This is a genomic window from Plantactinospora solaniradicis, assembly GCF_042658085.1.
GTDB classification, from domain to species: domain Bacteria; phylum Actinomycetota; class Actinomycetes; order Mycobacteriales; family Micromonosporaceae; genus Plantactinospora; species Plantactinospora solaniradicis.
Genome location: NZ_JBHSPR010000055.1, coordinates 43088 through 58136, shown reverse-complemented (window position 1 = coordinate 58136; position 15049 = coordinate 43088). Strand labels below are relative to the sequence as shown.

Genomic DNA, 15049 nt, shown 5'->3' with positions numbered 1-15049 from the left:
GCTTCCGGCACGCACGGTCACTTGGAAGGAAACCGCGTGACGACGAGCGGTCGGGTGGCGCTGCGTACGCAGGCCCTGACGAAGGTGTTCCGCGGCTTCCGCGCGGTCGACTCGGTGGACCTGGAGGTTCGCGAGGGCAGCGTGCACGCGCTGGTGGGTCCCAACGGTGCGGGGAAAACCACGCTGTTCAACCTCTTGACCGGCTTCGTGTCCCCGACGTCCGGGGCGATCACGGTGTTCGACGAGGACGTCACCGGCCAACAGCCCGAGCAGGTCGCGCGGCGCGGCGTGGCCAGGTCTTTCCAGATCACCAGCCTCTTCGAGACCCTGACGAGCCGCGAGCACGTGGAGCTGGCTCTGCAGGGGCTCACCAGCCAGGGGTTCCGGTTCTGGCGGTCGGAGAAGCTACTCGGCAGGAACCGCGCCCGGGTGGACGAGCTGCTCGCGCAGGTGGGACTGACGCCGCTGGCGGAGAGGCCGGTCGGACTGCTCGCCTACGGGCAGAAGCGCGCGCTGGAGCTGGCACTGGCGCTGGCGCTGGACCCACGGGTGCTGCTCCTCGACGAGCCGACGGCCGGGATGGGGATCGAGGACGTCGATCGCACCATCGAACTGGTCCGTCGCATCGCGGCCGGCCGCACCGTGGTGTTCGTCGACCACAACATGCACGTGGTCGGCAGCCTGGCGGACCGGGTGACGGTGATGCAGCAGGGCAAGGTCCTGGCGGAGGGTCCCTACGACGAGGTCCGCAACGACGAACGAGTGATCACCGCTTACCTGGGCGAGGCCGACCATGCTTGAGGTCACGGGTCTGAATGCGTGGTACGGCGAGGCGCAGGCGCTGCACGAGGTGAGCGTGCGCGTGGGAGAGGGCGAGGTCGTCACCCTGGTCGGACGCAACGGTGCCGGCAAGACCACCCTGGTGCGGTGCCTGATCGGCCTGCACCGGCAGGTCGGCGGCACCGTCTCCTTCCTCGACCGTGACGTCACCCGCATGCCGGCCCACCAGAGGGCCCGCGCCGGCATGGGCTGGGTCCAGGACGACCGCGGCATCTACGCGAGCCTCACCGTGGAGGAGAACCTGCTGCTCCCGCCGAAGGTCTCCGACCGGGCGTGGACGCTGGAGCGGATCTACGAAGCGTTCCCGGTGCTCGCCGACCGTCGCAAGGCGCCGGGCACCACGCTGTCCGGTGGGGAGCAGCAGATGCTGGCGATTGCCAGGGCGCTCGGGACCGGCGCCCGTCTGCTGCTGATGGACGAGCCCTCCGAGGGCCTGGCCCCGGTGGTCGTGGCGCGGATCGGGGCGATCATCCGCCAGATCAAGGCCACCGGCGTCGGCGTGCTGCTGATCGAGCAGAACGTCAAGTTCGCCGCCACCGTGGCCGACCGGCACTACCTGCTCAGCCAGGGCCGCATCGTCGAGACCCTCGACAACTCCGACCTCCAGCGGCGCGAGGGCGAACTCCTCAAGCACCTCGGCATCTGACCGGTCCACCAGACGACGCGACACATCCGACACGACACGAGGAGAACCACCATGAAGAGCAGACGAATTCGAGCCGGCGCCGCGGCCATGACGGGGGTACTGCTCCTCGGCGCCTGCGGTGAGGGCGGCCCCGGGGGATCCGGTGGTGATTTCACGGACGGCAAACTGGTTCTCGCGGTGCTCAACGACCAGTCCGGGGTCTACAAGGACGCGTCGGGACCCAACAGCGTCAAGGCGGTCAAGATGGCGGTGGCCGACTACCAGAAGAAGTACGGCGACAAGGCGGTCGTCGACAAGATCGAGGTGACGTCGACCGACCACCAGAACAAGCCGGACGTCGCGAACACCAAGGCTCAGGAGCTGTACGAGCGCGGGGGTGCGGACGTCATCCTCGACGTGCCGACCTCGTCCGCGGCCCTGGCCGTCGCCAACCAGGCGAAGAACCACAAGAAGCTGTTCATCGACGTGAGCGCGGCGACCATGGAACTGACCGGCGCCCAGTGCAACAAGTACACCTTCCAGTGGGCATACAACACCTTCATGCTCGCCAACGGCACCGGCACCACGGTCACCGGGAACGGCGACAAGAACTGGCACATCATCTACCCCGACTACCAGTTCGGCCAGGACATGACCAAGTCCTTCACCGAAGCGATCTCCAAGGCTGGCGGCACGGTGCAGGGCACCATCCCGACGCCGTTCCCGAACGACAACTTCGCGACCTTCCTCACCAAGGCCGGCAGTACCAATCCCGACGTGATCGGCACGATGCAGGCCGGCGGTGACCTGATCAACGTGGTCAAGCAGTTCAACGAGTCGGGGTTGAAGGAGAAGGGCATCGACCTGGCCGTCGGGCTGATGCTCATCACCGACATCCACTCGCTGGGCGTCGACCAGTTCGCCGGCACGATGTTCACCGACGCCTGGTACTGGAACATGGACGCTGAGTCGCGCGCGTGGGCGGACCGGTTCCGCGACGAGACCGGGACCCGCCCGACCTTCGAGCATGCCGGCAACTATTCCGCGGCGCTCCAGTACCTGGAGGCGGTCCAGGAGGCCAGCACCGACGACGCCGACGCGGTCGTCGGCAAGCTCGAGGGCAAGAAGATCAATGACGTGTTCCTGCGCAACGGCGAGATCCGCGCCAAGGACCACTCCGTCGTCCACGACGCATACCTGGCCCGGGTCAAGAAGCCGTCGGAGGTGAAGGAGGACTGGGACTACGAGGAGATCGTGACCACGATCCCCGCCGAGAAGGCATTCCCTCCCGCCGAGGCGTCCGGCTGCTCGATGTGAGCGGTGGTCCGGTTTCGTAAGCCCTGGGCGCCCCTTGGCGCTCAGGGTCAGCACCGGGAAAGGAATTCATGAACGCAGTGCTGCAGTACGCCGTACAGGGCCTGGCGGCCGGCAGCTTCTACGCGCTGGCCGCCCTGGGACTGGCGATCATCTTCGGCGTCCTGGGCGTGGTGAACTTCGCCCACGGCGCGTTCTACATGCTCGGCGCGGTCACCGCGGCCGTCCTTCTCGACACCCTCGATCTCACGCTGTGGTGGGCGCTGCTGGTGGTGCCGGTGCTGATGTTCGTCTTCGGCGTCGTGGTGGAGCGGTTGCTCGTGCAGTGGCTGCTCCGGCTCGACCCGCTCTACAACTTCCTGCTCACCTTCGGTCTGACGCTGGTCCTCGTCGAGTTGGTCAAGCAGAAGTACGGCGTCTCCGGACTGCCGTACAAGCCTCCGGACGTGCTTCGGGGACGCGTCGACCTGGCCGGTGTCGTGCTGCCGCGCTACCAACTGTTCGTCTTCCTGTTCTCCGTGGCGATCTGTGTGCTCGTCTGGCTGGTGATGACGCGGACCAGGGTTGGCATGATCGTCCGGGCGTCGACCGAGAAGCCCGAGCTTGCCCGTGCCCTGGGCATCAACGTGGGCCGCTGGGTGACTCCGGTCTTCGGCTTCGGCGTCGCGCTCGCCGGCCTGGCCGGTGTGCTCGCCGCGCCGTTCCGCGCGATCACGGCCGACATGGGCAACAATTTCGCGATCATTCTGTTCGCGGTCGTGGTCATCGGGGGGCTCGGTTCGATCGTCGGCGCCGTCGTCGCGGGCTTCATGGTGGGCCTGGTGGAGGCGTTCGGTCAGGCCTACGCCCCGACGTTCGCGCAGATCCTGATCTTCGTCCTGATGGCCCTGATCATCCTGGTCCGCCCCGCCGGGTTGTTCGGACGCAAGGAGGCGACGGCATGACCCAGTCCGCGGTTACCCAGGCCCCGGCCACCGAGCCACACGCCGTCCTCGCCGGGGGCCGCACAAGGCTGCGATGGGGTCTGCTGGCCGTCGGCCTGGTGGCAGCGCTGGCGCTGCCATGGTTCGTCTATCCGCCGGTGGCGATGGACATCGTGGCGATGGCGCTGTTCGCGATCGCCCTGGACATCCTGCTCGGCTACACGGGCCTGCTGTCCTTCGGACACGCGGCGTTCTGGGGCAGCTCGGCGTACGTGACCGGTCTGATCGCGACGCACTACGGTGTGCCGTTTCCCGTGGCCGTCGTCGGCGGGGCACTGTTCGCGATGGTCCTCGCCCTGCCCGTCGGGTACCTGTCGGTGCGCCGGTCCGGGATCTACTTCGCGATGGTGACCCTCGCCTTCGCGCAGATGGTCTACTTCATCGGGTACCAGTGGAGCGATCTGACCGGCGGCGAGAACGGCCTCCAGGGCGTGCCCCGGAACTTCTTCGGCATCGAGCTCGTGGAGACCGAGTCGTTCTACTTCTACTACGCGGCCTTGCCGATTCTCCTGCTCGGCATGTGGGCAGCCTGGCGGATCGTGCACTCGCCGTTCGGACGCGTCCTGGTGTCGATCCGCGACAACACCCAGCGCGCACGGGCGCTCGGCTACGAAGTGGACAAGTACAAGATCATCGCCTTCGTGCTCTCCGCCGGACTGACCGGCCTGGCCGGCGGTGTGTTCGCCATCAACCACGGTTTCGTCGCGCTGACCGAGCTGCACTGGAGCACCTCCGGCGAAGTCGTGCTGATGACGGTGCTGGGCGGCATCGGCACGCTGTGGGGAGGGATTCTGGGCGCGTTCCTGGCCGTGATGCTCGCCGACTACCTCGCGTCGTCCGGCTTCGACGGCATCGACCTGGTCACCGGCTCGGTCTTCGTCCTCGTGGTGCTGCTGTTCCGCCGTGGGATCTGGGGTACCGTTCGGCATCAATGGCTGGCCCGGCAGCAGCGCCGTACGTCGTCGCGCCGCAATTCGGCCGGTGCTGACCCGGCGCGACGCGGGCCGTGAGCCGCTGCAAGCGCAGCGCAGGGTCAGAGAGTTCGGTAAACCTCACAATGCGCGGGAACCAAACTTCGCGCAGACCAGATCAGGAGAGGGCACCTGTCGGTGACTTCGCGGAGAATACTCGAGACCAAGTACCGGATCTCGGAAACGGCGATGGCCTTGTTCCTCGAGGAGGGGTACGCAAATGTGACTGTCGAAGCCGTCGCGGAGGCATCGAGCGTGTCCCGCCGTACCGTGTTCCGACACTTCGAAAGCAAAGACGAACTCGCGTTTCCGGACCACACCGAACGCCTCAGGCTTGTCGAGAGATGTCTCGTCGAGTCCGCTCCTGATACGGATCCGGTCGAGGCGGTCATCGCGGCCACGGAGGAGTCACTGCGCGACTTCCTCAGTCGGCCCGAGCTCGTCCTCCGGCGATACAAACTGACGCGCGTCGTTCCCGAGCTGCGGAAGCGAGAGGTCATCGAGCACGAGCGGTACGTGACGCTTACCCGTTCGTTCCTGCGCGATCACCTCCCATCCGACGCCCCGCCTTTTCAGTCGATGGCCCTTGCGGCCCTCATCGACGCGATCCACCGATCCGCGCTCGGAAACTGGGTACGCAGCGGCGGCGCGACCGACGCCGTCGCCGAGTTGGCGGCGGGCATGGAATGGGTCCGCCGCCTCATGGTCCATCAGTCGACCTTCTCCACCTCTCCGCTGCTCCTCGCGTTGCTCCCTGACACGCCGCAGACCCGCCGCGTCCTGACCTCATTGAGAGACGCGGCGGAGGAACTGCGCTAGCCATGGCGGACAGGATCATGAACGAGTACCGCACGTGAGGAGCAGGAGTTGCCGAACCTGACGTTCGACTTCGCGGGGAGAACTGCAATCGTGACCGGAGCGGCGCGAGGGCTCGGACTCGAGTTCGCCCGTCTCTTCCACCGGTCCGGGGCGAAGGTGTTCCTGGTCGACACCGACGCCGACGCGGTCGCGCTGGCGGCGGACGAGGTGGGCGCGGTCGGCGTCGCCTGCGACGTCACCAGCACCGAGGCCGTCGAAGCCCTGGTCAACCAGGTGATCACGGCGGCCGGCCGCCTGGACATCATCGTCAACAACGCCGGCATCCTCCGGGACCGTCGACTGTGGAAGCTGTCGGACCAGGACTGGGCCGAGGTGCTGGACGTCCACCTGGGCGGAACCTTCCGGCTGACCCGCGCCGCGGTTCCGGTGTTCCGGGAGCAGGGGTACGGCCGGGTCATCAACGTGACCTCGTACACGGGCCTGCGCGGCAACATCGGGCAGGCGAACTATGGCGCCGCCAAGGCCGGAATCATCGGCTTCACCAAGACCGCGGCCAAGGAACTCGCGGCCTTCGGTGTCACCGTCAACGCCATCTCGCCCAACGCCGAGACGCGAATGATCGGCTCGATTCCCGAGGAAAAGCGTCAAGAGCTCGCCGCCGCCATCCCACTCGGCCGGTTCGCGGCGCCCAGCGAGATGGCCGCGGCCACGGCCTTCCTCGCCTCCGAAGAGGCGGGATACATCACCGGAGTCGTCCTTCCCGTCGACGGAGGAATCTCGATATGACCAGGCCGGACCAGCGAATCGTGATCGTCGACGGTGCCCGCACGCCGATCGGCAAGTACGGCGGGGTGTTCAAGGACACGCCCGCTCACGAGTTGGGAGCCGTCGCCGCCAGGGCGGCGCTGGCGCGCTCGGCGGTGCCTGCCGACGCCATCGAGGAGGTCGTGATGGGCTGCATCGGGCAGGTCGGGCCCGACGCCTACAACGCTCGTCGGGTAGCCATCGCCGCCGGACTTCCGGTGTCCACACCCGCGTACACCGTCAATCGGCTGTGCGGGTCCGGGCTCCAGGCCATCTGGTCGGCGGCCATGGAGATGCGCTGGAACGGCGTCGACTTCGCTCTCGCCGGCGGTGACGAATCCATGACCCGGATGCCCTTCTACGACTTCGGCGCACGCGCCGGCTACAAGCTGGGCGATCGCGCCCTGGTGGACGGCACCGTCCTCATGCTCACCGATCCCTTCTACGACATCCAGATGGGACTCACGGCGGAGAACGTTGCGGAACGCTACGGGGTCTCCCGCGCGGACCAGGACGAGTTCGCCGCCGAGTCCCAACGCCGCGCCGCGACCCCAGCCGCCCGGGCGGCGTTCGCCGAGGAGATCGTGCCGGTCACCACCGGTGGACGCCGCAGCGTCGAGGTGACGATCGACGAGCACCCGAGGCCCGACACGACGGTGGAGGCGCTAGCCCGCCTCCGCCCGGCCTTCAAGGAGGGTGGAACGGTCACCGCCGGCAACGCCGCGGGCATCAACGACGGTGCGGCCGCCGTCGTGCTCGCCACCCGGTCCGCCGCGGCCGAACGTGGGCTGACACCCCTGGTGGCCATCGAGGCGGTCGCCACGGGTGCACTGGACCCGGAGATCATGGGCTACGCCCCGGTGGTCGCGCTCCGCAAGCTCTTCGCGCAGACCGGTACGACACCCGACGACATCGACGCCATCGAGTGCAACGAGGCGTTCGCGGCCCAGGCGGTCGCCGTGATCCGCGACGCCAAACTCGATCCGGACAGGGTCAACCCCTACGGAGGTGCCATCGCGCTCGGTCATCCCGTCGGCGCGACCGGCGCTATCCTCTCACTCCGGCTGGCCAAGCACCTGGTTCGCAACGATCTGGAGCTCGGCGTCGTCACCATGTGCATCGGTGGTGGCCAGGCACTGGCTGCCCTCTTCCGGCGGGTGTGACGGGCGCAGGAACCAGGCACACCCACGGCAGGGGCAACGGCGCGTACCACTGAGCGCCGGTGATCCGGATTCGCCTCTGCTTGCGGTCCCACTCCACGCGCATCCCGTGCCTGCGAAGTACCGGAAAGGCGATCTCGTCCAAGATGCGGTCGAGGTCGGCCTGGTACCGGGCCTGTTGCCACGGCCCGCCTGGGCCGTCCCCGTCAGCCGGCCGATCGGCTGAACAACCGTGCGGCGGGTTCTGGATTGCGCACCTCCCGTATCCTCCGCAATCGTCGTCGTACGACAACGAACGGTGACGAGTTGGGAGGCCTTCGGTGATCGAGTTGGCGGAGTTGATCCGGGAACTGCGGACGGAGTTGGCGAGCGCGGTCGACGCCGCGCCGGCTGACGGGCTGCGTTTCGAGCTCGGGCCGGTGGAACTCGAGGTGTCGCTGGCGGTGGAACGGAAGGCGAACGCGTCGGGGAAGGTCCGCTTCCTGGTCGTCGACCTCGGTACGGACGGCACCCTTGGCAGGTCCTCCACCCAGCGGGTGCAGTTGACCCTGCATCCGCGACTCGCGGGATCCGCCGGCTCACCGATGGTGTCCGGACCCGAGGCCGCGGGGGAGCGCTGACCGGTGCCGCGTTCCAGCGGCGGCGGGCCGGGTGGGGTGCAGCCGGACCGGGTCGCCGAGGTGCTGGTCGTCGCCTCCGACGGCGCACGGAGCCGGGGCAGCGGTTACCGGCTCGACGCGACCACCGTGCTGACCGCCGCGCACGTCGTACCGCACGGCGCCACGGTGCGGCTGCGGTTCGACGCGGACACTCCGCAGGAGTGGAGCGCCGCGGCGACGGTCGTCTGGTCGGACGGGGCTGCCGATGTCGCGGTCCTTCGGGTCGGCACCGGCGGGCGGACGGATCCGGCATCCGCGACGCCGCACCCGGAGTCCGCCACCCGTGTCCAGGCCGCGTTGTTCGGCCGGATCAGCGCCGACGATGCGGTGCTGACCTGTAGCAGCATGGGTTTTCCCCGGTTCAAGCTGCGGACCGATCCGGAGGATCCGGCGGCACCCGGTGCGCCTGCCCGGTATCGCGACTCGTGCCACGTGATCGGGACGATCCCGGTGCTGTCCAACCGTCGGGAGGGCGCCCTGGAGATCGTCGTCGATCCGCCCGAACGGGACGACGCCGAGCCGGACCGGTCCCCGTGGGAGGGCATTTCCGGGGCGGCCGTACTGGTCGACGGCCGGATCGTCGGGCTGCTCTCCCGGCACCACCGGACGGACGGGCTCAACCGGCTGGCGGCCGTCCGGGTCGACGGCTGGTACGCCCAGCTCGACGCCGAGCGGCTCGGTGAGCTGTGCCGGCTGACCGGACTGCCCGCCACCCCGGAGTCGCTGGTCGACGTGGTGCCTGCCCGGCCAGCCCGAAGCGTCGTCGAGGGTTACCTGGCCCAGGTTCGCGACATCGCACCGGAGCGGCTGCACGACCGTGAGGCGGAGCTGACCGAGGTGGTGCGGTTCTGTGCCGGTGAGCGGCCCTACCTGTGGTGGCAGGCGGGTCCCTGGGCCGGCAAGTCGGCGCTGGCCGCCTGGACGGTGCTGCATCCGCCGGCCGGGGTCGACGTCGTCTCGTTCTTCGTCACCGGACGGTTGAAGGGGCAGGCGGACAGCGACTCGTACACCGAGGCGATCGTCGAGCAGAGCGCGGCGCTCGCCGGGGAGGCCGTACCGCCTGCGGTCTCGGTCGCCGGGCGCGACCGCGACCGGCGGCGGCTGCTGGAAGTGGCAGCCGAACGCGCGGCGGAACGCGGTCGCCGGCTGCTGATCGTCGTCGACGGACTCGACGAGGACGACGGACCCTCGGCCAGCGCCGGCACCCCCAGCATCGCGGCCCTGCTGCCGTCGCGGCCGCATCCGGCGATCCGGGTGATGGTCACCAGCCGGCCCCACCCGGGCATCCCAGCCGATGTCGCGGCCGAGCATCCGCTCCGACACAGCCCCGTCCTGCCCCTCGCACCGTCCAGGTACGCCCGCGACGCGCAGTCAAGCGCGATGTACGAGCTGAAGCAGCGGCTGACCAGTACCGACCCGCGACAGGTGGACGTCCTCGCGTTCGTCACCGCCGCCGGTGGCGGTCTGTCGCTCGACGAACTGGCCGCCCTCACCGGTCATCCCCGCTACGCGCTCGACACCCTGCTCGGCGGCGTCTTCGGCCGCAGCCTGCAACACCGGGCCGGACACGCCGGTTCCGGCCGGGCCCCGCAGGTCTACCTCTTCGCCCACGACACGCTGCGGGTGATGGCGGAACAGCACCTCGCCGCCGACCTCGCCCCGTACCGCGACCGGATCCACGAATGGGCGGACGGCTACCGCAGCCGCGGTTGGCCTGCGGGGACTCCGGGGTACCTGCTCAGCCCCTACTCGCGACTGCTCGCCGCGACCGGCGATCATCGGCGTCTGGCGGCGTTGGCCGTCGACCCGGCGCGGCACGAGCGACTGCTCTCCGACACCCACGGCGACGTCGTCGCTCTCGGCGAGATCGGCACCGCGCAGCAGATGCTCGCGGCGGATCCGTCGGCCGACCTGGCCACCCTGGCGCTGCTGGCCATCCGGCGGACGCAGTTGGCCAGCCGCAACCAGGCCATTCCGGTGGACCTGCCCATGCTCTGGGCACGTCTGGGCGAGCTGGACCGGGCTGTCGCGCTGGCGGAGACCATTGCGGACTCCGAGCGCCGGGCACGGGCGTTCATCCGGCTGGTCGGCGTCACCGGCACCGGTGACGAGGAGCGCGACCGCACACTGCTGGACAAGGCGACCAAGGCCGTGCAGAAGATGGCCGGACCCGCCCGGTCGTCCGCACTGGCGGAGTTGATCACGGTCCTTCGCGGAGCGGAACGCTGGCGGGACGCCACCGAACTGGCGGTCGTACTCGCGGGCGAGCACGACGAGCGGACACTGTCGGAGCTGGTCGATGCACTGGTCGCCGCGCACCGGTGGGCGGAGGCGGCGGCGCTGCTGCCGGCGTTCGGGGCTTCTGGGCGGGACAGTCTCCGGGCGCAGGTAGCCCGAGCGGCGGCCGGGGCCGGAGCGACCGACGAGGCGCTCACCCAGACGACGGCGATCGTCGACCCGACACGGCGGATCATGGTGCTGTCGGATCTGGTCAACACGTACCTACCCCGCGAGATGTGGGACGTCGCCGCACGCGTCGTTCGGGCGGCCCGGGCGGCGACTGACGTGACGGGCCAGGACGATCCGGTGTTCCTCCTGATCCGCGCCCTGATGGGCCGCCGCCGCTGGGCGCAGGCCCACGCGGTCGTGGCCGACGTCCCCGACCCCACCGTTCGGACCAGGCTGCTGGTGGAACTGGTCGGCGCCATGGCCGACACCGGGGACTGGGACGTAGCGGTGCGGACCGCGTCGACCCTGGACGACCTCGACCTACGGACCCGGCTCCTGGCCGACCTCCTGGCGGTCGCACCGATGCCCGACTCGACGCCGGCCGCATCACTCGCCAGCGAGATCGAGACGCTCACGCAGCGACTCGGCGACCGGTCGCGAGGGTGGCTGCTGCGCGGGCTCGCCGACTTCTGGGCCGGGTCGGGCCGGTGGACGGAGGCGGCCCGACTCGCCATGGCGCTGCCGGTGCCGGAGGTCCGCGCCACCGCCCTGCTTCCGCTCCTCGCCCCGCTCTTCGAACATGCCCCGTCGTGGGCCGACGCGGTGGTCGCGGAGATCGAGGCCGCCCTCCAGCAGAGCGACGATCCCTGGTGGACGGCCGAGTCACGGGAGCGACTCGTCGAGGGGCTGGGCCGGGCGGGTCGGGCGGAACGGGCCGAGAAGCTCGCGTCGGCGATCGCCGAGCCGGAGGGTCGGGCCCGTGCCCTGATCCGCCTGGCCGTCACGTGTCCGGCCGATCCGATGTCGCAGGCAGCCGGCCGGTTGGCCGCCGACATCGAGGCCGCGCTCGGGCTCGTCGATGATCCCTTCGCCCTGGTTCGGCTCATCGAGCCGCTGGCCGCGCTCGACCCTGGGCGGGCCGAGCGGCTCGGCACGACGATCCTGGGCACGGCCGCAGGCTTCCCGACGGAGCGCCGCGCGGACCTGCTGGCGGCCCTGGCCGAGACCTGCGGCGCGCTGATGCTCTGGAAGTTGGCCCGCGAGGCTGCCGCCGCGATCGAGGAGCCAAACCGACGCGCCGACGCGATCGCCGCCCTCACCCGACGGCTCATCGCCGAGCGGCTGTGGGCGTCAGCCGAGGAGACCGCCGGGGAGGTGGACGGTCCGGAGCGGCGGCTCCGACTGCTGCTCGAGCTGATGCGGTCAGCCGCGCCGGCAGACCTGGTCCAGGCGCGACGGACCGCCGCCGAGTGCCTGTCCCTGGTGCGGCTGGTCGCTGGCGCGGATCGCCGGAAGGCATACCTGATCAACCTCGCCCGGGTGGAGGCTCTGGCGGCGGTCCAATCGGAGTCGACGAGCGCCGCGCGGGCCCGCGAGACCTGGGCGGAGATCCGCCGGTTGCTTGACCGGGCCCCCTCGGCAGTCGACTGGACCGCGATCTGCCAGACCCTGGTGAAGGCGCTGGCACCGATGGAGATCGGCCGGGGCCAGCAGGTCCTCGCCGACCTTACGGCCGTCGTCGGAGCCATCGAGGACCCGGCAGAGCGCTCGGCGGCGTTCAGTGAGTTCTCGGCGGTGCTGAGCGCGCTCGGGCACTGGACGCTGGCGCGACGGACGGCGCTGTTGATCGGGGACCAGGACAGCCAGGGCGCTGCCCTGGCCATGCTCGGCGCCGAAATGGCGGGCGCACGCCATTGGGTCGGGGCCGAGGAGATCGCGGCCGGGCTTCTGCATCCGGGCCTTCGGGACCTGCTGTTCAGGTGGATCGCCGTTCAGATGGCGACTGCCGCCCCGTGGGACGTTCCGGAGTGGGCCGACATCGGCAGGCCCGCTACGGCCGCGGGTGGCCGGTACGAGTTCTTCGTCCAACAGATCGCGGATCCGTACCAGCGGGCACGCACTCGGGTTGACATCGCCATAGTCGTCGCCGCTGCCAACCTTGAGCGGGCCATCCCGATGGTCGCGCCGGCCCTCGACGCCGTGGCGGCGTTGCCCGACGTCGAGCAACGGCGAACCCTGGACGCCGCCCTACTGGAAGCCATGGACCGTGCCGGACTCTTCACGGCCGACCTGACCCCGACGAGCGCGGACGACCGACGCCGGATGCAACTCATGCGATGGCTGCTCAGGCCATTGGCCGAGAGCAGGGACTGGACACGGCTCGGAGCGGCGGTCGTGATCATCGGTGCGGAGGCTGATTCGGCACTGTCTGCCCTGGTGGACGCCCACTGCGAGGTCGGCGTACTCGAATCGGCGGCGGAGTTGATGCTGCTCATCCGGAACGACGGCGTCCGGGCGGACGCACGAGCCCGGGTGCTGGCGGCGCTGGCCGCGGCACTCAGTCAGAGGTGGGCGCGCCGTGACTTCTCGCCGACCACGTTGACTGCCCTGATGACCAGGGTGTCCGCCGGAGGCACGAGACTCACGACGGACGAGGGAAGACTGCTGCTCGACGCCGGCCGGGAGGCAAACGGGCCCTTCCGGGAAACCATGTTGGAATCGCTTTTCCGGACCCTGCACGGCGCCGGTCAGTGGAGACTCGCCGAGGAGGCCGCCGTGGCGGTCTACGACGTGAGACTGCGGTCCGACCTACTGGGCGAACTGGCCGCAGCGCTGATGCCGGAGCATCCCGAGGATGCGTACCGGATCGCCATGGCCGCGACCGGGCTGACCGAGAACCTCCCGAACATGTTCCGACGGGACGAGGCGCTCCACGGGCTCGCCACCAAGCTGAGCGCCGCCGGACTGTGGGGTCCGGCCGGCCGGGCCGTGCGGCTCATCGGTGACGGCCGGCTGCGCCGAGAGTCAGCAGGTGAGCTCGGCAACGGCCTGGTCAGGGCCGGGTTGTTGAGTGAGGCGGAACAGGTCGCCGCAGACAACGATCCGCACGTGCACGCCGACGTGTTGACCACCGTCGCCCTGACGCTGTCCGACCAGCAGTCCGCCCAGGCACGGCGGATCGCCGAGTCGGCCGAGCGGCTGGCCCGTACCGTCTCCGACCAGGCCTGGCAGGTGCAGGTCGTCACCGAGCTGCTCCGCGCGCTCGGCGCCGTCGACCAGGACCGGGCCGGGCGGTTGGCCGGAGAACTGCCCGTGACCATCGGCGCGATCGCGCAGCCGCACCGCTCCATGGTGCTGCTCCGGATCGTCGAGGCGCTGGTGGACGGGGGCCTCACCCGCCGGGCGGAAGACCTCGCCCTCAACATCACCGACCCGTACCGGCGGGCACGGGGGTTCCTCATCCTGCTCGGCGCCACCACTTCCGGCTCGGAGGAGGCGCGGCGACTCGGGGCGGCCACGCACGAGTGCGTCCCGACGATCCCCCACCCCGAACGCCGTGACGAAATTCTCCGGACTCTCGCCAGCGAGCTGGGAAGACTCGGATTCTGGTCCGACGCGGAACGGATGGCGGCGACGGTCGAACAGCTACCGCTCCGAGTGCGGACCTTCGCCACCCTGGCCGAGGCCGCCGCCGAGCAGAGCCTGGAACGCGCCGGGACGTTTGTGGCGATCGTCCAGGAGACCGTCGACGATCTCGAACCAGCCGAACGGGAACCACTGCTGGTCGAGGTGGTCCGGGCATTCGCCGCAGTGGGTGAGTGGGAGGAGGCCCGATCCGTCGCCGAGCGGATCAACATGGTCGAGGTACGGGCCCGGGCCCTGGCCTTCCTCCTGTCCCGGCTGCCGGCGGAGCAGGCAGGCGAGGTATCCACGCTCCTCCTCGACGTCCTGGAGCGCGTCGACCCGGCGGCACCGCCCGAGGGCCGGCCGACGCTGCTGCTCAGCGTGTTCGAAGCACTCCGCACGACCCATCCGGACCTGGCGTTGAGGACAGCCATCCGGGCGCTCGTCGCCGCCGAGCGGATACCCGATCGGGAGACCAGAGACGCGCACTACGCCCGCGTGGCCAGGCGGCTCGGCGAGACCGGCCAGTGGCACGTCATCGGGTCGAATCTCGAGACCGTCACCGATCCGTACTGGCGGGCGTATGCCCTCGTCGGCCGGCTCGGGTCGGCGCAGCCGCATCGGCCGGAACAGATCGAGGAGGTCCTGGCGGCGCCCTCGACCGTGCCGGAACAGGGGCGCCGGACGGTGCTGCGACGCGCTCTCGTCACAGCCCTGCTGAAGGCCGAGATGTGGGAGCACGCGGAGCGGGTCGCCCGGGCTGTCGAGGTGCCGGCCCAGCGGGCCGCTGCCCTGACCGAGGTCGCGGAGCGGCTGGCGGCCCGAATCCCGACGGCTCCCAGACCGGCGGAGACGACCACCGCGATCCGACGGATCGCCCGGCTCACGCTCACCGACGGTGAGTCTTTCGCCGGGCTCACGGCGCTCGCCCAGGTCGCTCCGGACGAGGTACGCGCCGTCTACGACACAATCCTTGCCGCCGATGACCGGAACGGCCCCGATTGACGGGACCGCACCGGAG

10 protein-coding genes are annotated in these 15049 nt (G+C 70.0%); all 10 read left to right on the top strand.

The features are described 5' to 3' along the window. The first annotated feature begins 36 nt into the window (after positions 1-36). The 10 genes from ACFP2T_RS39045 to ACFP2T_RS39000 all read left to right on the top strand — a co-directional run bounded on the left by ACFP2T_RS39045 (position 37) and on the right by ACFP2T_RS39000 (position 15033). On the top strand, positions 37-801 hold the full coding sequence (locus ACFP2T_RS39045; protein WP_377431370.1) for an ABC transporter ATP-binding protein: 765 nt from the start codon (positions 37-39) through the stop codon (positions 799-801). Further along, positions 794-1486 carry an ABC transporter ATP-binding protein gene (locus tag ACFP2T_RS39040; protein WP_377431367.1) on the top strand — a complete coding sequence of 231 codons (693 nt, stop codon included), beginning with the start codon at positions 794-796 and terminating at the stop codon, positions 1484-1486. The genes ACFP2T_RS39045 and ACFP2T_RS39040 overlap by 8 nt, the downstream gene beginning before the upstream one ends. Positions 1487-1537: 51 nt before the next feature. Continuing rightward, complete coding sequence (locus tag ACFP2T_RS39035; protein ID WP_377431364.1) at positions 1538-2782, top strand: ABC transporter substrate-binding protein; 1245 nt, start codon at positions 1538-1540, stop codon at positions 2780-2782. Between the two features lie 68 nt (positions 2783-2850). Next, entirely contained in the window at positions 2851-3723 is an 873-nt protein-coding gene (locus ACFP2T_RS39030) for a branched-chain amino acid ABC transporter permease (protein ID WP_377431362.1), read from the top strand. Next, a complete protein-coding gene (locus tag ACFP2T_RS39025; protein WP_377431359.1) occupies positions 3720-4772 on the top strand; it encodes a branched-chain amino acid ABC transporter permease in 1053 nt (350 codons plus the stop codon). Before ACFP2T_RS39030 ends, ACFP2T_RS39025 begins: the two co-directional genes overlap by 4 nt. 99 nt (positions 4773-4871) lie before the next feature. Further along, complete coding sequence (locus tag ACFP2T_RS39020) at positions 4872-5552, top strand: TetR/AcrR family transcriptional regulator (protein WP_377431356.1); 681 nt, start codon at positions 4872-4874, stop codon at positions 5550-5552. Positions 5553-5600: 48 nt separating this feature from the next. Continuing rightward, a complete protein-coding gene (gene fabG / locus ACFP2T_RS39015; RefSeq protein WP_377431354.1) occupies positions 5601-6338 on the top strand; it encodes a 3-oxoacyl-ACP reductase FabG in 738 nt (245 codons plus the stop codon). Further along, a complete protein-coding gene (locus ACFP2T_RS39010; RefSeq protein WP_377431351.1) occupies positions 6335-7519 on the top strand; it encodes a thiolase family protein in 1185 nt (394 codons plus the stop codon). The genes fabG and ACFP2T_RS39010 overlap by 4 nt, the downstream gene beginning before the upstream one ends. A gap of 317 nt (positions 7520-7836) precedes the next feature. Further along, entirely contained in the window at positions 7837-8136 is a 300-nt protein-coding gene (locus ACFP2T_RS39005; protein ID WP_377431348.1) for a trypco2 family protein, read from the top strand. A gap of 3 nt (positions 8137-8139) precedes the next feature. Next, positions 8140-15033, top strand: coding sequence for a P-loop domain-containing protein (locus ACFP2T_RS39000; RefSeq protein WP_377431345.1), 6894 nt, complete (start codon positions 8140-8142; stop codon positions 15031-15033). Positions 15034-15049 lie beyond the last annotated feature (16 nt).